Raw genomic sequence first — 17941 nt, 5'->3', positions numbered from 1 at the left:
CGCTTTCTCATCAGGTTTTATCTCCTCGATAAAATCGGGCAATAGCACAGGTCGCACGGGGATTTTTGTGTTTAGGCAGTACCAGCTCTGACTCTGCCCTGCTCTTGTTTAAGTTCTGGTTCTGATCAGCGCCATATAAAGCGGCGGACTCTGCTACGCCATAAACGCCCACCGTATTAAAAACATACTCTGAGCGAGTGCTTAGCCGCTGGTCCATCATATTCAGCTGATCTTTGTGCCAAGTGAAAAATGGGAGGCCTAACTTTTCCGCTAGGGTGATCAACCCCTGCTCATCAGCTTTAATATCAATACTGTGCAAACTCTCGACCTGTGACAGCGGGATACCGGCCTTCGCCAGACAGGACATTAATAAGCATTCAAGGTCGTCCAATGGGCAGTGGCGTTCACACCCCATCCCAATACAGTAGCGGGGATTAAGATAGGACTGCGCGGTGGTAATCACTGGCTGTGCCTGAATCTGTATGGCTAACTGTTGTGTCAAATGGTTCGCACCGCCTTCATGACCGGACAGCAGCGGAATCACAAATTGACCGCACTCATCCAGTACCAGCACCGGCGCATCCTGATACTTATCTTTGAGTACCGGCCCTAAGGCCCGCATCACAATGCCGGTGGCGCAGATAAAAACCAACGCATCCTGCTGGGGAGCGGCCTCAGCAAAAACCTGTTGCACCCGTGGTATAAAAGGCTTGGCCCTATGCTCAATTTGGCTGCGATAGCCTAGCACCTCTAAAGGCTGTATCAGTCGTTCAGCCAATGCCAAGCCTTGCTCGGTTAAACTAAAAAGTGTGATCACAGCCGCGCCGCCTGTCGAGTAACCACAAATAGCGAAAAGTAAGGCCCAGACTCCGCCACCAACTGCGTAACATCCGGTTCAATCCGCTGATTATCACGGCCAATATATTCCAGATAACGGGCATCGGCGCTGCGCTGGGTTTCCGCCAAAAGCGCTAAAATACGCGGTCGAGCCAACCCCGCTTTCATAATCACCACAGAATCATGGTTCTGTAGCGTTTGACGAATTTGCTGATCCGTATGGCGACCACTCACCACCGCAAAGGATTCTTGTTGCAAGGTTAACGCCTGTTGTAACTGAGCTGCCGCCGCATGTACCGATGAAATACCGGGCACAACTTGGGTAGTAAACTGCCCCTGCAAACGCTCCAACAAATAAGCAAAAGAGCCAAAGAACAGCGGATCACCCTCGCACAAAAACACCACATCAAGCCCTTGGGTCAACGCCTTGGCAATTTGAGTGGCGGCGTGATCGTAGGCTTGGTTTGCAAGACGGCGGTCAGTGCTCATGGGCATAACAATAGGAATCTCCCGTAGTGGGTGATCCGGTGGTAAGCCGACAAAGGCCTCACGGGCAATCTCTTTTGCCTGAGAGCGGCCTTCTGCATTAGCTAAGTAGCTAATCACAGGAGCCCGTTGAATCTGGCGTAGAGCTTTTAAGGTCAATAGCTCGGGATCACCGGGGCCAACCCCTACGCCAATTAATCGGCCCTGTGTTTGCTGATCGCTTAGACTCATAACCCTTGTGCTCCACTGTTCTGATTGCGTTTAACACGATGCTTGCTGAACTTAAACAGAGTGACGGGCAATGCCGGTCGATAAAGCAACTGTCCTGCCAGTTGATCGCCTTTACTAACCGCTATTTGCAGGGTTTCACACTGCCCCTGCAGCCCATCATCCAAAAAGCGCAACAAGGTTTGACGACTGTTCTCGGTAACGGCGCTTGCCACCAAAACCCCATGCTCTGGCAACTGTTGCCAACAGCGTGTTAATAGCGCCGACAACTCACCATCACTACCGCCAATGAAGACCTTATTGGCTGGGGGAAGCTCAGCTAAAACATCCGGCGCACGCCCTTGAACGGGTATCAGGTTGGCGGAGACACCAAAGCGCTGGCGGTTGGCTTCAAGGCAAGCAAAGCGCTCTGGATGATGCTCAATCGCAAACACCTGGGCCCTTGGCTGCCAAAAGCTCAGCTCTACCGCCACACCGCCACAACCCGCACCGATATCCCACAGAGTCTCTTCAGCACCAAGCTGCAACAGAGACAAAATACCCAAACGAACCTCTCGCTTAGTCAACATCGCACTCGTCCGCCCTTTTGAGCTCTGAATCGAACCAGCCCCAGAACGAGAGCCCACCTGCTCATCTACCACCTGCTTATCGATATGGGTAATAAAATCAGCATCAGCAATACCGGGAAACTCTGGCAGATAACCTCGGGAATGATCCACCTGATTGAGCCGCAACACAGTAATGTGCAAAGGGGCAACATCATCATCCGGCCAGATATGTCTTTCTAAACAAATGCTCTCTAAGAAAGTTCTCTCTAAGAAAGTGCTCTCTAAGAAATCGCTTTCTGGGTAAGTGCTTTTATAACGACGAATCTGCTCCTGCGGATAGCCTAGGTTTTCACATAGAGTTAGCTCAAAATCTGTAAACCCCGTATCAAGGCATAACTGAGCAATGGCTTGGGGATAGCTTTTCGAATCGGTCAGAAGCACCAGTGTGCTCCGCTGTTTAAGGTGGCGGCGTAAGGTGTTTAAAGGTCGCCCGTGCAGGCTAACAACCTCCACATCCTGTAGCGATAAGCCCAGTCGATGACAGACCACTTGTACGCTGGAAACCGCCGGATAAAACTGCAGCTGTTCAGGCTGAAACCCTTGCCGTCCCAACCAACGGCCAATACCATAAAAAAGCGGATCACCGGAGGCTAACACCACCACAGACTGCCCTTGATCCAAATAGGGTGTAATCACCGCCTTTAGCTGCTTTAACTTAGGCAGTTCAAGGGTTGCGGGTTTATATCTAGGTTTAGATTTAGGACTAGACTCAAGTCCCTGCCATAAATGCTCAACCAAAGCCAGTTGCCGATTAGAACCTATTACCAGTGCGGCATCGTAGAGCACTGCGCAAGCCTCAGGTGTTAATAGCCCTGTACCATCATTGACAGAACTGCCATTGACAGAACCGCCATCGACAGAACCGCCATCGACAGAAAGCCCGATCACATGCAGCATCAGTAGAACTCTCCGCGTAAACAGCGCAACAAAGCATTGCAGCTGGCAGACGTTACCGCGCTACCACCCTGCCGCCCCAACAGGGTAATGCACTCTATCTCCAAATCCTGATGGCTCTGCCACAGTGCCGCTTTCGACTCCTCCGCGCCGACAAAGCCCACGGGCATTCCGATAATCAACGCAGGTCTATCGGCCCCTTGATGGATCATCTCCAACAACCGGAACAGGGCCGTAGGGGCATTGCCGATCAAAACAACACTGCCTTTTAACCGTGGCCGCCATAGCTCTAACGCAGCCATAGATCGTGTTTCACCACGCTCTTTAGCAAGGGATTGAGTCTCTGAATGGTTCAAAAAACAAAGTGGCTCACGATCAATCATCCGCTTGGTTATCCCCTGCTTAACCATCTCGACATCGCATAAGATCCTGTGCTCGTTATTGGATAATGCCGCCAAACCGCTCTGACAGGCGTTAGCACTAAAGCGTACCTGCGAGGCGATTTCCGGTATTCCCACGCTATGCACAATGCGCATCACCACCTGCTGCTCTTCACGATTAAAGGTGCTTAAATTGGTTAACTGGCGGATTTGGCGAAAACTCTCCCGCTCAATCCCCACCGGATCGGCGATATAGCTCAAATCAAGACTCATAAAACACTATCCTTAAATAATTTAGCGACAGCATCAGAAAGAGATTCCACCGTGCAAAAATGGCGATCCGCTGGCTCAAGCGTTGGGCGGGCTAACATAAAAACGGGGATATTCAATCGACGAGCGACTTCTAACTTAGGCTCAGTGGCGATACCACCACTGTTTTTGCTGACCAGAACGCGCACATCATATTTAGCAAATAACGCCTGTTCACCAGCCAAATCAAAGGGGCCAATAGCTTTTAACCAGTGAATCGTCTTGGGTAGCGGCACCCGAGAAGGGGCAGCGGTGCGCATAATAATGCCAAGGGAATGTCCCGCCGGATTCTGTTCATCTGTTTCCGTGCTATTTAATAGCTGAGTCAGCATGGGCGCGCTTAGCTGACCCGTCGTCAACAGAATACTCCCCGTGGTGGATAGCCCTTGTAAATAGCGACCGAGGCCTTGGGTTAAGCTGAACCAATCGGGGTACTCAAACCAGTTATCCTGCGGTTGAGCCTGCCAGGCCGGACGATGGAAACGCCAGCAAGGGATACCCACAATTGCCGCCGCGAGAACAGCGTTCTGACTCATGGTTGCGGCATAGGGATGGGTAACATCAAGGATTAAATGGATATTCTCTTGCTCTAAAAAGCGAGCCAGGCCGGTAACGGACCGGTTCCCTTCCGTAGCCATAGAAAAACGACTAAAACCACCGCTGATCACAGGGCAAGCAAGGTTCTGCTGACGGGCCAAGCCAGCCACGCTCAATCCAGCCACACTGTAGATCAGCGTAACACCCTGTTGATGCAGCTTCTGGGCAAGTTTTCGGCCATCGGAAGTGCCCCCCAATAGCAAAATACGAGTCTGAGTCACGATATTGTCCTTGGAGTCGCAGCAGGGATAGGTGATGCAGAAATAGAGATAGAGACAGGCCCAGAGGAATAACAGCCTACAAAACGCCCCTTACGATCCACCGCCCAGACCTCCAGCTCGCAGGTTGTAGGCAGATAACCTTGAGCCACCTCCCATGCGGCTTTGCATACCGCAGAGGCAAGATCAACATTCGCTTGCTGACAAAGCTGTAGCGCTTGAATACTGGTATTACAACGGATGATCTCTTGTTGAAGTGACTCATCCGCTCCAGCCTCAGCGGCCAGTTTTGCCAAAGAGGAAAAACTGATTGCCGATACTCGGCTGTTCAAATCCAGATGCCCTTCCGCCAGCTTACTTAACTTGCCAAAACCACCGCACAGGCTCAGTTTTTCAATATTGACAATGGACGGTGATTTATCGAGTTCATATTTGCTGTGGTTCGTTTCAAGCAGGTTATTTTTGTGCTCAATCTTCTTATGTTTAACACGCTTATGTTTATATTTAATATGCTTAAGTACAGCCCCAACAAAATCTCCCATCTCGATCAAAGCGGTTTCAGGTAGCTGATAATGGGCAGCAATGGCTTGCTCGCTGCTGCTGCCCGTGGTCGCGGCAATATGACTAAAGCCGTTATGGGCTGCAACATCAATACCCTGCTTAATCGACGCAATATAGGCGGAACAGGAGTAGGGGCGAACAATACCGGTAGTGCCTAAAATCGATAATCCCCCTAAAATACCCAAACGCGGATTCATGGTTTTCAGTGCGATCTGCTCGCCGCGCTCGACCCCTACCGCCACTTCGAACCCCCCTTGATATTGGTAGGTGTAGGCGGTTTTGGTCAGATGATCCGCGATCATTTTTCGGGGAGTAGGGTTAATCGCAGGCTCACCAACAGGTAACACCAAACCTTCACGGGTGACCGTGCCTACGCCCTTTGCCGCTTTAAAGCGCACACCAACATCAGAGATTAAGCGCAGCTCTACAAAGACGGTCGCACCGTGGGTCACATCTGGGTCATCCCCTGCATCCTTGATGGTGGCGGTGATCATGCCGTTTTCAATCTCTTGATAGGCCACTATCGGTAAAGAGACTTGCTGCCCTTTTGGCAGAGTAATCTCCACCTGTTCGGGTCTTCGTTTGGCTAGTAACGCTTGCACCGCCGCAACACAACAGGCCGTCGCACAGCTACCCGTTGTTAACCCAGAACGTAAAGGTTTTGGCTGCTCGGTACTTTCTGGCCACATGGTTAAACCGCACCCTGGGCATCAGCATTGAACGATTCGGACAGTAACTCCGCCAAAGGAATGTAAGTAGCCGATAGCTGTGTAGCCAATTCCATGCAACGCCCGCGCTTTATGGTGCTCTGTTCGGTATCAATCAAGAGGGTTTCACCGGCCAAGGCTAAACCGGAAAAAGAGGCCGTTGTACGCCCATCGGTAAACAGGTAGTTATAACAATGCAGGGTTGGCTGTTGGCGTAGGGCTTGGCGAAGATAACGAGAAGCCTGCTGCAACGCCTCCTTAAGAGGGGTTCCACCACCAACTGATAACTGGTTAAGCCAGCCTTTAAGACTTTTCGGCGCTTTTTTGCCAGTAAAGACCTGAACCTGTTGATTACCGAAGCCGATTAAAGCCAGCGGCTGGCGCTTAAGATAAGCGTGCTGGCTGATCTGCTCGACCAAGGCTTTAGCCTGCTCCAAACGGTTACGGCCCGGTTCATCATTGAGCAAGGAGCCAGAGCTATCCAACATAACAAGATGCAAAATCGGCTGGCTTTGGCGTTTAGTTTGAAACACCAAGGATCGCAATGGCTGTTGGCCTCTAGACTCCGGCAAGGTCTTAAACCAACCGGATAAGGTTTTAAACCAATCGACAGCGCCAGCGGTTTGCTTTGCTTGCGCTATTTTAAAATCACCAAATGCGCCCACCCCTTTACGACATGATCCTTTAGCGCCACCGCTACGCATAATAGAGGCCTGTAATGCAGACTCAGATAACCCCCTTCTCCTTTGGGTCGCAGATGGGTTTTGCTGTAATCGTTGCCAATTTAAGCTCGGTAACAAGGGCATGTTTTCTAAAGGATAACCTTGCTGTTGCTCTGCGGTTAACTGGCCCCAATCCCCTTCGGCTTTTGAGTCTTTTTCTTGCATGTTCTTCGGTAAATCAGACTGAGGTAAACCGGATTGGGATAAACTCGTTTGGGCAGGCAAAGGCCGCTTGCTACCTTCTGGACGCTTAAAAGGCGACGACGGCTTACGGTCACTTTTTTCCGGCTCATCTTGCGGGCGTTGATCGTCCTGCGTGTTTTCCTTTGGCCTATTCTCAGGCTTATTCTGAGTATTATCTTGAGAACCTGAACCTGAACCTGAACCTGAACCTGAATTAGGATTAGAGCCAGATACATTTCGACGATGTACCAGTACCAATTCTTCTACCGCAAGAATATCGGCTTCGGTAATCTCTTGTCGCTGCTGCAGGGCAGCATGGGCGGTTGCAGCACGATACCAGACGATATCGGCCCGAAGACCATCCACCTGTGCCGCACAGCAACGTTCGGCAATTTGATAACGCAGAGCATCACTGCATAACACCGTAGGCAATAATTCTCGGGCTTGCTGAACGGTCTGCTGCAATAGCTGTTGAGCCTGCTCGTAATCACGACAAAAACGCATAGGATCACGGTCAAAAGCTTCTCTTAACCGCACAATCTCAATGCGATCCTGCACTTGGTAATGGTTTTCCAACTGTACACAAAGACCAAAACGATCCAATAACTGGGGACGCAACTCACCCTCTTCAGGATTCATAGTACCGATCAATAAGCATTTGGCTGGGTGGCTATGGCTGATCCCGTCGCGTTCAATGCGGTTGATACCACTGGCGGCGACATCTAGGAGCTGATCAACAAGATAATCGGGCAGTAGATTAACCTCATCCACATAAAGCACACCACCGTGGGCACGGCTTAACAAGCCAGGGCGAAAAACCACCTCTTGCTGATCAAGTACCTTTTGCAGATCAAGACTACCCAACAACATCTCTTCACTGGCCCCTAAAGGCAGAGTGACAAATTCCGCAGACTGTTTCTGTTCTTGAACAAGAGTTTGGGAAGGAAGAAGATCAGCCAAAGCTCTTGCTAGAGTAGACTTCGCGCTACCCCGTGGCCCGCTGACCACAACCCCGCCCAAGGCTGGATTAATCGCCGCTAACAATAGGGCTAACTTAAAGGTTTCCTGCCCGATAATTGCGCTAAAGGGATAATGCATCGCGCTAAACGGGTCACGGTCGTCGCTAACCGACTGTCGATTGCTTGCAGCATTAAGCTCTGTCATAACACCGCCTCGATATTGTTAGGCTCGGATAAACCTGTTGCCTTTTTTTCAATCTCAACCGAGTCCAGCACGGGGGTTCGGGTGACAAGCTGAGCCGCATCCAGCACGAGGGTTCGAGTGGCGAGCTGAGCCAGAAAATCATGGTCATGGGAGATAATCAGCATCGCTTGAGGTAAGCTTTTAAGCGTTGTTAGCAGCCGCTCACGGGCTTGCTGGTCTAAGGCATTACTTGGCTCATCAAGTAGCAAAATATCCGGTTGCATGGCTAAAACGGTTGCTAGGGTGATCATACGCTTTTCACCGCCGGACAACTGATGAGTGACCGCATCGGCAAAATCGGCCATTCCCAGATCCTGTAACGTTTGTTGAGCAATCCCCAAGGCTTCCCCTCGACTTTTACCTTGGTTCAATGGGCCAAAGGCCACATCTTCGAGTACCGTAGGGCAAAAAAGTTGATCATCTGGGTCTTGAAACAAAAAGCCAATTCGTGACCTTACACAGACAAAGTCCGCCTCAGACACACAGGGTTTACCAAAGGCGATAACCTGTCCTGCCTTAGCTTTTTTCAACCCGACCAGTAGATGTAAAAATGTCGTTTTACCGGTGCCATTAGCCCCTGTTAGAGCCACCCGCTCACCGATATGCAGATCAAAATCCACCTGATCCAACACCACGCCGCGTCGGGGATAACGGTAGCAAAGCTTTTGCGCCTGTAGCAACGGTGATGATGGTTCTCGGTGGGCTTCAAGGCTCATAGCAAAATAGCTCCAATTAATGCGCCTAAATAGCCGCAAGAGAAGATAGCAAACAGGTAATCAATACGGGTCAAGCGTAGGTTATCGAGGAGATAAAACTGTCCGGTAAACCCTCGGCACTTCATGGCGTTATTAATTCGTTCTGAACGCTCCAGTGATCGCACCAACAACATACCGATCAAATAACCGATCGCCCGCCACGTATGTCGATTAGCCCTCATAACAAAAGCACGGGCCTGCATCGCACGACGCATACGCTTGTATTCTTGTCCAATAACATCCAGATAACGTACGGTAAAGAGTAAGAGATGCACCAGCTTTTCAGGCACCTTTAGATAAGCTAAAGCATGCCCCAACGTTGATGCACTTAACGTACCGATCAAGGCCAAAAGGCACAGCAAGGTGCTGTTCGCTTTAAGCCCAATAAATAAAGCATGTTGCACGCCTTCAACGCTGGCAACAAAACCTGCCACTTCAAATAAAGGCGTGCCTTCTGTTGTAAAAGGCAGCATAAAAAGCAAAAAGATAACAAAAAGATCCATCGCTAAAACGCGGCGCAGGGTGCGCCTTAGGTTTAGCTTCGCCAATAATGCGAAAGTTAACGCTGTTGCCAAACATACCAAAAGCACACCCAAGCTATTAGCCGCCACTACTAACAGGGCAAAAACCGAGGTAAACAACAGGCGCAGGCGCGGGTCAAGCCGGTCTAAAATAGAACGATTATGCTTAAGTGCCTGCCCTTTCCAAGAGGTTGCACTGTGCTCTAGGGCTTTAGGCATTCGTCACCCGAGTGCTCTTTAATGGTGTTCTTTAAGTGGCTAGTTGTTATTTGAAAGTGGCTATTTGTCATGTGAGCTTTTTTCTGTTGGCGATTTTGCCACCAAATACCTAAGCCGCAGATACCGAAGATATAGCCGATGCCCCCTAAAACATTCTGCAGGTTAGCCTTGGCTTGATAAGCGGCCAGCTCTTGGCGCAGGGGTTTGATCTGACGGGCAACGGCCTGTTCAATCTGCTGTGCCGTTAGGGCGGGGGTAGCACTGGGGATATCAACTCGGCTCACCACACTTCCGGCTGAGCCTGTCTGTTCAGGTAGGGTTATCTCATCCGCAGGTAGATGCAACCTAGCAATATGGCCAGAGCTCATGTCAACCACAAAGTAATGATCCTCCGCCTTGGATGCGGTAAAAAAGAACATGCCATCATCACCGATCTGTGTTTCTCCAAGCCGTTCGCCATTACCGTTTTCAACCTGTACCAAGGTGCCAGCCTTAGCCATATCACCGTTAGAAAAGCCCACTTCGCCTTCAACCTGGTTGCCAATGGCATAAACCCCACCGATAACATTATGGGCATAGGCTCCAGAGGAAATGCTAATAATAAAAGCACAGAAGCAATAGATAAAACGGTTAACCATAACGCTGTTCCTGCCATGTTTCTGATAGTTGTAAAAATTCTGGTTTCACTTTACGCAGCAGTAGCACCGCCGACCCCGTGACAAAAGCTTCAACCAGTATGACAGGGATATGAGCGATCAAGGTGATTTGGGCTGCAGCCCAAAAAGCCTGCCCCGACAACGCCAATGAACCCGCAACCATAACGGTGGTTAACGCAACAGAGCCGCCACCCCCAATACCGCCCCAAATTGCAGCGGTTCTATCGGAGTATGCGGTGATACCTCGACGACAGAGGTAAAAAACCAATACAGCAGGTAAGGCGATATTCAGCGTATTGACCCCTAAAACCGAAAACCCGCCAAAACCAAAAAAGACCGCCTGCAGTAATAACGCGATAAGCAGTGCCGGAAATGCCACCCAACCAAGGGCCAAACCAATCAGGCCGTTTAAGATCAAATGAACGCTGGAAAAGCCCAGCGGCAGATGAATATAAGACGCCACAAAAAAAGCGGCGGATAAAACGCCCACTTGAGGTAAGCGTTCCGCATCCAGTTTTTTCAGGCCAATACCAACGCCAAGCACCGCTAAAACAGCGCCTGAAATAAGTACCGGCCCCGATAAAGCGCCATCAACAATATGCATAACCGTTATCTTTCCCGAGGCAATCAATAGAAACTACGTAGCGCTATCAACAGAGCTATCAATAGAGCTATAAAAAAGGCTACGTAGTTATTTAATGTGGCAATAAAGGCTAGGTCACGGATCAAAGATCTGTGACTGGATGCGCCTGCACCCAAATTACCGCGTCTTGGGAAAGCTCTTTACCCTTGTGCTCGGTCTTAGGGCCAACACCCAGAGCACAGAAACCCCAGTGTCCTGCTTTTGGCAAGGCAAAGGTAAAGGTGCCGTTAGCATCGGCTTTAATCGTCATGGTGATAAAGGCATCAGCCGGAGGGTCAATGGTTGGCTGACTAGAGAAGGCGTTGCTTTTCATCTCCGGCTGATAATTAACGTACTCAACCTCAATCTCAGCAAACGGCACGGGCTTTCCTGCACTTTTTACCACGCCGGTAAAGCTGCCACCTTCGTACAGGGCGTAGGGCTTAGATAAAGGTACAATCTCAGCGGATAAGCCTAATTCGCTATCCCAATCCGTTGGTAGGCTACCGACATTAACGATGGTTTTGGCAAACTGCTGAATATAAATATCTTCTGCTTGCTCAAGGTAAGGCGCACTTTGTAAGATAAAAATATTATCCCCTAAACCTCTTAAACGAGCCTTAGATTGATAGGACACACCCTCACCATCTGCACTTTTCCAAGTTGATGTTTCTAACTGAGGCAGCAGATCGGTTTTCTTACCTTTACGCACCTGATAGAAGGCTTCAGGTGTAGCAATGTCCATCACATGACCATTGGCCGCAGGGTGGGTAAAGGGCATTTTTAATTCGATCTCACCACCACGATTTTTTAGCAGCTCGGGCGTATAAATCATTTGGAAATGAGCCGATGCAGCGCTAGAGAAAACCAGCCCAGGGATAGTCATCACTGCGGTTAAACAGGCTGATTTGAACGTTTGGCTCGGGTTAAATGGAATAGTAAACACAGAAATGCTCCGTCTGATCTGTTTGATAAAAGAATACAGGCGAAGTTGGGGAGGATAAGCACACTAAAACTCAAATAGGGTTAATCAGAGAACAGAAATAAAACAATCGGCTTAGAAAAAAGCAACATCTGTTATAAGCAACGTCTCTGCTATAAAAGCTTTTGTCGCCCGGTGAAGCCCTCCGCAACACCATGGAAAATCTATTGTCAGGTAGGTATCCGGACTCATCAGTAAACCGTTTAACCGGTTTGATCCTTTCACCTTCCCATAGCAGGGTTTAAGTGTTATCACTCAAACCTGCACTACAGTGGCCTAAAGAAAGGACTTAGCTGATTTACCGTTGCGGGGGCAGTGTCGGAATGCAAAGAATGAATCATTCAATGGGCACCGACTTCCCTTTTAACACAGGCTGGTACAGCCTTATGACCTAACAACCCGCGCACAATACCGTCAGATGGGACTGGGGTCAAATGAGCGTGATTCAAAATAAGATGAAAATATTAGCGGTTACTGGCGACAGTCCTAAGCGTTATGGCATTAAGCCCGCGAATACCGATCCCAAGCAGACACGCACTTAGCAGCATCAATACCATCGGTAGCGGTGTGCCATCAGCAAAATGGCCGACAATACCGCCAGCTAAACCACCAGAGAAAAAACCCAATGCTGCAATCAGCGCTGTTGCCGTGCCCGCCCGCTCAGGGAATAGCTCCGTGGTGCAGGAGATACTGTTGGCCACCACAAAACTGTGACTTCCCATAAATAACATGGTTAAAGGAATTAACACAAATAACGTATGCTGATCAAACAGCAGAATATAGGCCACCATCAGGCTACTAGAAAGTAGCTGTAAGCCCTGCCCTAGGGCGATTAACTGGCGGGAATGAAAGTGGCTTAACAGGCGCAGATTAACCCGACTCATCAACACCATAGCCAATACGTTAAAGCCAAATACAAAGGGATAGACGGTTTCAGACAGCTGGAAATATCCCATCAAAACCCCAGGAGAGGCCGTAATAAAACTCAATAACCCAGCATAGGCGGCACAGGTTGAGGTGATAAAACCCCAAACTTTGCGCTCCGCAATAACGTTGAAATAGCTTTTCAGTAAATTGCCATTAACACTCATAGGGCTGGTCTCTGGCAGGTAACGATAAAAAAGCGCCATCAACAGCAGCGCATAAACCGCTAGAAAGGCAAAAATGCTGTTCCAGTTACTCACCTGTAAGATCAACATGCCAATAATTGGCGCAACTAAGGGCGCAACCATCATCACCTGCATAACACGAATCAGATTTGCTGCGCCCTCTTTACCTGAACTTAGATCTCGAATAATCGCCGAACTGTTCACCATCGCCAAGCCACCACCAAGGGCTTGAAAGAAGCGCATCACCCAGAGCATCATCAGGCTATCGCTAAAGACGATAACCACACTTGATAGCGCAAATAACCCCAATCCTGTTATCACTAATTTTCGCCGACCATAACGATCCGAAAGCGGCCCGCCTAAAAGCTGCCCAAGGCTTAAACCGACCAAAAAGTAGCTGATTGATATTTCAACATCGTGCACCGCCACCGAAAAATCCTGCGCCATCACAGGAATAGCAGATAAGTAAACGTCGGTTCCAAAAGGGGCGAGGGCTGTTAATGCCGAAAGCATCAGTAACAGTCCTAGGTTTAACGGAATAGAGGACGTTGTTGAAGACTTAGGATCAAAGGTATCAGTCATGAAGAGCCATTAAAAAAACAAAGATAAGAATAAAAAGGGGAAAAAGAATAACAAATAAAAGAATAAGAAGAAGGAAAAAAGTAGCAGGGAAGCCTATATAACAGACTTCGCTGCTCGATTTTAGGGCTACAACGGAACCGTTAATACTGGCCGACGGCTATGGTGTATCACTTTAGATGGCGTATCACCTAGCAGGCTATTTTGGTGGCGCACGCCCATCACAATAACCGTGGCATCTATCTCATCCGCGACTTCAAGAATTTTCTTCCAAGGCGAACCTTCTTCTACCCGCGCAATAAGCTGACGCTCCTCTAGCATTTCTGCCACATCCAGCTCTTCACGGCAGAAACGCTCAACCCGCTCAACCACTTGCTGCTGCACATGTTCCAAACTCTCATCGTGGAGCGCTTTTAGGCTAGGGTCATCACTCATCATCGAACGCACAAGACGTTCGGCATAACCGCTGACCGGCTCAACAACGTGTAAAAAGGTGATCTGGGATTGGTATTGTCCGCATAGGCTCATAGCCGCACGAAATGCAGGACGGGAGCCCGGACGAATATCCGAGGCATACAAAATACGATTAACGCGGGGCAGCATGGCCAACCCTCCTTGAACGCTAAGGCTTAGCGGTGAATGTCCCACCGCCAAGCCCTGTCATTGGTTATTTTTGTTTTGTTGCTCATCTTTAGCGATAAAGCAATTCTGGTAAAAACAATGCGATCTGAGCAATAAAGGTAATCAGCGCAAGGCGCACAATATCCGCCATCCAAAACGGAGTAACCCCCTTAAAGATCGTGCCCGGCTTCACATCCTTGAGCACCGCACTGAGCACGAAGACGTTCATCCCCACCGGCGGCGTGATCAAACTAATCTCGGTTACAACCACGACCACAATACCAAACCAAACCAGATCAAAGCCTAGGCTCTGCACCAACGGGTAGAAGATAGGCACGGTCAACAGCATCATCGACAGGCTTTCAAATACCATACCCAAAATGATGTAAATACCGAGAATCACCAAAATGACACCCATAGGACTAACATCCAGTGAGGTGACAAAATCCAATAACGCATCAGGTAAACCGGCTCGGTTGATAAAGTCGGAGAACACCAAAGCGCCAATCAAAACACCAAACAACATAGCTGTGGTTCGGCCTGTATCACTGATCGCTAAAAACAGCGAGCCAAAAGAGAGTGAACGTCGAGCCAGAGCGATTAAGAAAGCACCACCAGCACCAATCCCTGCGGCTTCTGTTGGGGTAAACACGCCAAGATAAATCCCCCCCATCACCAAGGTGAATAGAATCAAAACGCCCCAAACACCTCGCAATGCTGCGAAACGTTCTGTCCAACTCATCTTCTCACCTGGCGGCCCCGCTTTAGGATCACGCCAAACAACATAACGCACGGCAGCCAAGTAAAGCAGAATGCCTAATAGACCAGGAATAAAACCAGCGGCGAACAGTTCGCGGATACTGGATTCGGTCAGCAAGCCATAAATAACCAAGATCACACTGGGTGGAATCAAAATGCCCAGAGTACCACCAGCGGCAATAGACGCCGTTGCCAGTGAATCTGAGTAGCCAAATTTACGCATCGGTGGCATAGCCACTTTAGCCATAGTCGCCGAGGTTGCTAACGAAGAACCGCAGATCGCTGAGAAACCACCACAGGCAACAACAGTCGCCATAGACAGGCCGCCTTTACGATGCCCTAAGAACGCATAAGAAGCCTGATATAACTCTTGGGATAAGCCGGATTTTGTCACCAGATTACCCATTAAGATAAACAGAGGAATTACCGACAGCCCATACTCTTGAGCCGTATCGATAACACGGTTGGATGCCATAGACAGAGGGCCTGTCCAGCGGAAATCCATAATATTGTCAAAGCTTAGCCCCTGCAGGAAGGCAAAGCCGAAGAACCCTACAAGCCCCATAGCAAAAGCAATAGGCACTCGTACAATTACAATCAGCGCCAGCAGGATGGCAAAGCCGATAAGAGCTACAGTCATAAACTTGATCCGGAGATAACAGGGGTGTCAAAACGGTTTTTAATATCCGTTCCAATTAAGTAAGACTCAATCACGTGTTTCTTTAATGATGCGATAGATGCCATAGGTCAACATCAACACGGCGGTGGCATAACTCATCAAAGCAATATATTGCACAATATAGCCGACAGGTATTTCTAGGTACTCCGTCACTACTTCACGGCGTAATGAACGATTACCAAGGTAGAACATACGTTCTGCCAGAAAATAAAGCCCGCCAGACATCAAAATTGCCGAGAATAATCCCAGAATTCTTATCAGCTTATTGCTGATAAAACTATCCAGAAGATCAACAACCACATGACCACCACGCCAAGTCACAATAGGCATTTCGGCAAAAACAAGAATGGCTAAACCGATTTCCGTCAGTTCTACCGCACCATTCACGGCATTGCCAAAGAAATAACGTCCTATAACATCCATGCAAGTCAGGGTCATCAAAGCAAATAACACTAGCGCCGCGCAGGACTCCAGAAAAAAGGCCAGCCATTTGACCGGCCCTTTCTCCTCGTAGTGCTCTGCCACCCACGCTGGGAGCGTTGCGAGAGACATACACTACACCTCTTAGTTACTGGCTGATTTCATATTAGCTTCATAAGCACGCGCAATCTCACGTAGCTCTTTCAGCGCGGCCTTAGCATCAATATCCCGGTCTTCTACAGAATCAAGCCAAACCTGATCCATACCCTTCGTCAGCTTAGCGAACTCTTTAGCCATCGCATCATCTTTAGACAGGCGCTTGATATTCACACCACCCTCTTTAGCGGCTTTATAACCCTCAAGATCGGCACCATCCCACGCACTACCCGCTAATGCAGACAAACGTAAGCCGGATACACGACGAATCGCTTCACGATCTTTCTTCGATAAACCTTCCATAAACTCAGGGTTGATAAAGATAGAGAAGCTACCCAAATACATACCACCTGGTAGCACAGTGACGTAGTTGGTTACTTCGTTCAGACGTAGGGATTTTTGCTCACCCATCGGAATAAATACGCCGTCGATAACACCCTGCTGCAGCATCTCATAAACTTTTGTCGCCGGTGCGCCAACCGGTGTTACGTGCATACGTTCAGCCAGCTCACCCTGTACACCACCACCAACACGGATTTTCTTGCCATCTAAATCAGCAAAAGAGTTAATCGGATCTTTTGAGTGAATATGACCTGGGCCGTGAGTGAACATGCCCAGTACTTCTAGGCCATCAAACTCATTCGCAGGTCTAAAATATTTGTCGTAAACTTTCCAGAGCGCAACGGAAGCAGCTTCAGCGCCAACACCCATTCCAGGCTGTTCTGCCGCTTGAGGCAGTTTAAAGCGACCCGGTACATAACCGTGATAGCTGAAAGAAGCATCAATAACGCCATCTTCAACTAGCTGAAACATCGTTTTAGGATGACCTAAACCCTGTTCGATTTTGATTTTTACACGACCTTCCGTCGCATCTTCAACCCATTTAGCCCATGTCGGCCAAACAACAGAGTTCTGTGCTGCTGTTGGTGGTAACCAAGTACCCACACGCAAAATAGTCTCAGAGAAAGCCGTATTTGAAGCCAAAATGCTGGCGCTCAACGTAAGGCCTATCAATGCTTTTTTGAAGGTTTTTTGCATTATTGTCATTGTTATCTCCTGCTTAGGTTTTGTCCCTATGGACTACCGCTTGCAGTCGGGCGCGGTAGGCCATAGTTTGCTTTTCTTATGATTGTTTTTGCTTTTTTTCTGATCGTTAGTGTGTACTTCTTTTTCTGGGACGTCGCTCTGCTTTTTATCGCATGTTTCCATTGAGCAGTTTTAATCAATCCACAAAATACGTTTAATTGAGCCATAAAATACTTTCAACCGAAATTTAAAGTAATTTAAAAACACCCCATACCCATATTCTGTATCAGATACACCCAGGGCGGCTTTTAGGGTTTTCTAATAGAAATAAACCTAAAACCTGCTGTTTAGTTCATCAATTTGCTTATAGAGCCAAAAATTAAGCAAAAAAGATTAAAACCTGACCTAAGTCAGCTTTTAAGATACCTTATAAATTGCGATACAAAAAGACCTGTACGCTATTTAATTTATGTATCCATTTAAATCGATGATTCTCAATCACCGCACTCCATCACTCTTTTTTCGCAAACAAAGGGTGGATATTGTTCTTATTGAACTTCAGCACGGGGTCAAGCTCCGTCATCTCAAAGGAAATTTGGCAATAACGACTATCGGTAATAGGGGTCATCCAATCACACAATATCTCAAACACCTTATTCGCGACCTCTTGTTTTAATGCCATATCCCGACCATGACCAATTTTCAGGTTCAGGTTCAAGAAAGAAAAATCATCACGGCCATCAGCCACACGATAGTCATAGCAGCGGATCGCTCGGCTACGCACGCCCCCTAACGGGAATGCGCCAGTAGACACCACATACTCATGCAGCGATTTAAAAAGCGACTGAAAATCCAGCTGTTCGTGCAAGTTATCAGAATATTCAACAATAAAGTGCGGCATAAC

At 48.6% G+C, this 17941-nt stretch carries 18 protein-coding genes and 1 riboswitch; all 18 genes read right to left on the bottom strand.

Annotated features, from left to right (window positions below):
* Positions 1–10: 10 nt before the first annotated feature.
* The 18 genes from G517_RS0104450 to G517_RS0104365 all read right to left on the bottom strand — a co-directional run bounded on the left by G517_RS0104450 (position 11) and on the right by G517_RS0104365 (position 17938).
* Positions 11–817, bottom strand: a complete 807-nt coding sequence (locus G517_RS0104450) for a cobalamin biosynthesis protein (RefSeq protein WP_028303417.1) — start codon at positions 815–817, stop codon at positions 11–13.
* Complete coding sequence (gene cobI / locus G517_RS0104445) at positions 814–1554, bottom strand: precorrin-2 C(20)-methyltransferase (RefSeq protein WP_028303416.1); 741 nt, start codon at positions 1552–1554, stop codon at positions 814–816. The genes G517_RS0104450 and cobI overlap by 4 nt, the downstream gene beginning before the upstream one ends.
* Positions 1551–3056 carry a precorrin-6y C5,15-methyltransferase (decarboxylating) subunit CbiE gene (gene cbiE, locus G517_RS0104440; protein ID WP_036590349.1) on the bottom strand — a complete coding sequence of 502 codons (1506 nt, stop codon included), beginning with the start codon at positions 3054–3056 and terminating at the stop codon, positions 1551–1553. The genes cobI and cbiE overlap by 4 nt, the downstream gene beginning before the upstream one ends.
* On the bottom strand, positions 3056–3706 hold the full coding sequence (locus G517_RS0104435; RefSeq protein WP_028303414.1) for a precorrin-8X methylmutase: 651 nt from the start codon (positions 3704–3706) through the stop codon (positions 3056–3058). Before G517_RS0104435 ends, cbiE begins: the two co-directional genes overlap by 1 nt.
* Positions 3703–4560, bottom strand: coding sequence for a precorrin-6A/cobalt-precorrin-6A reductase (locus G517_RS0104430; RefSeq protein ID WP_036590348.1), 858 nt, complete (start codon positions 4558–4560; stop codon positions 3703–3705). Before G517_RS0104430 ends, G517_RS0104435 begins: the two co-directional genes overlap by 4 nt.
* Complete coding sequence (locus G517_RS17705; protein ID WP_084632061.1) at positions 4557–5807, bottom strand: cobalt-precorrin-5B (C(1))-methyltransferase; 1251 nt, start codon at positions 5805–5807, stop codon at positions 4557–4559. Before G517_RS17705 ends, G517_RS0104430 begins: the two co-directional genes overlap by 4 nt.
* Before the next feature lie 2 nt (positions 5808–5809).
* Complete coding sequence (locus G517_RS20420; RefSeq protein WP_084632060.1) at positions 5810–7894, bottom strand: ATP-binding protein; 2085 nt, start codon at positions 7892–7894, stop codon at positions 5810–5812.
* Positions 7891–8649, bottom strand: a complete 759-nt coding sequence (locus G517_RS17700) for an energy-coupling factor ABC transporter ATP-binding protein (RefSeq protein WP_084632059.1) — start codon at positions 8647–8649, stop codon at positions 7891–7893. The genes G517_RS20420 and G517_RS17700 overlap by 4 nt, the downstream gene beginning before the upstream one ends.
* Positions 8646–9428: a cobalt ECF transporter T component CbiQ gene (gene cbiQ / locus G517_RS0104410; RefSeq protein WP_028303411.1), complete on the bottom strand. Its 783-nt coding sequence runs from the start codon at positions 9426–9428 to the stop codon at positions 8646–8648. Before cbiQ ends, G517_RS17700 begins: the two co-directional genes overlap by 4 nt.
* Positions 9413–10066, bottom strand: a complete 654-nt coding sequence (locus G517_RS17695) for a hypothetical protein (RefSeq protein ID WP_051206030.1) — start codon at positions 10064–10066, stop codon at positions 9413–9415. The genes cbiQ and G517_RS17695 overlap by 16 nt, the downstream gene beginning before the upstream one ends.
* Positions 10059–10688, bottom strand: coding sequence for a cobalt transporter CbiM (cbiM, locus tag G517_RS0104400; protein WP_028303410.1), 630 nt, complete (start codon positions 10686–10688; stop codon positions 10059–10061). Before cbiM ends, G517_RS17695 begins: the two co-directional genes overlap by 8 nt.
* 121 nt (positions 10689–10809) lie before the next feature.
* Positions 10810–11652, bottom strand: a complete 843-nt coding sequence (locus G517_RS0104395) for a DUF4198 domain-containing protein (RefSeq protein WP_245543191.1) — start codon at positions 11650–11652, stop codon at positions 10810–10812.
* A 192-nt stretch (positions 11653–11844) separates the two neighbouring features.
* A riboswitch (cobalamin riboswitch) is annotated at positions 11845–12098 on the bottom strand.
* 54 nt (positions 12099–12152) lie between these two features.
* The gene (locus tag G517_RS17690) at positions 12153–13379 is read right to left on the bottom strand and encodes a multidrug effflux MFS transporter (RefSeq protein ID WP_051206027.1); all 1227 of its coding nucleotides are present in this window, start codon (positions 13377–13379) and stop codon (positions 12153–12155) included.
* A 126-nt stretch (positions 13380–13505) separates the two neighbouring features.
* The gene (locus G517_RS0104385; RefSeq protein WP_028303408.1) at positions 13506–13979 is read right to left on the bottom strand and encodes a universal stress protein; all 474 of its coding nucleotides are present in this window, start codon (positions 13977–13979) and stop codon (positions 13506–13508) included.
* Positions 13980–14067: 88 nt separating this feature from the next.
* The gene (locus G517_RS0104380; RefSeq protein ID WP_028303407.1) at positions 14068–15396 is read right to left on the bottom strand and encodes a TRAP transporter large permease; all 1329 of its coding nucleotides are present in this window, start codon (positions 15394–15396) and stop codon (positions 14068–14070) included.
* Positions 15397–15462: 66 nt separating this feature from the next.
* Positions 15463–15987 (bottom strand): TRAP transporter small permease, encoded by a 525-nt coding sequence (locus G517_RS0104375; RefSeq protein WP_028303406.1) that lies wholly within the window; start codon positions 15985–15987, stop codon positions 15463–15465.
* A gap of 12 nt (positions 15988–15999) precedes the next feature.
* Positions 16000–17058 (bottom strand): TRAP transporter substrate-binding protein, encoded by a 1059-nt coding sequence (locus G517_RS0104370; RefSeq protein WP_028303405.1) that lies wholly within the window; start codon positions 17056–17058, stop codon positions 16000–16002.
* A 490-nt stretch (positions 17059–17548) separates the two neighbouring features.
* Complete coding sequence (locus G517_RS0104365) at positions 17549–17938, bottom strand: 5-carboxymethyl-2-hydroxymuconate Delta-isomerase (protein WP_028303404.1); 390 nt, start codon at positions 17936–17938, stop codon at positions 17549–17551.
* Between the last annotated feature and the right edge of the window lie 3 nt (positions 17939–17941).

The organism is Oceanospirillum maris DSM 6286 (assembly GCF_000422865.1).
GTDB classification, from domain to species: domain Bacteria; phylum Pseudomonadota; class Gammaproteobacteria; order Pseudomonadales; family Halomonadaceae; genus Oceanospirillum; species Oceanospirillum maris.
This window is presented reverse-complemented; position numbering and strand designations above follow the sequence as displayed.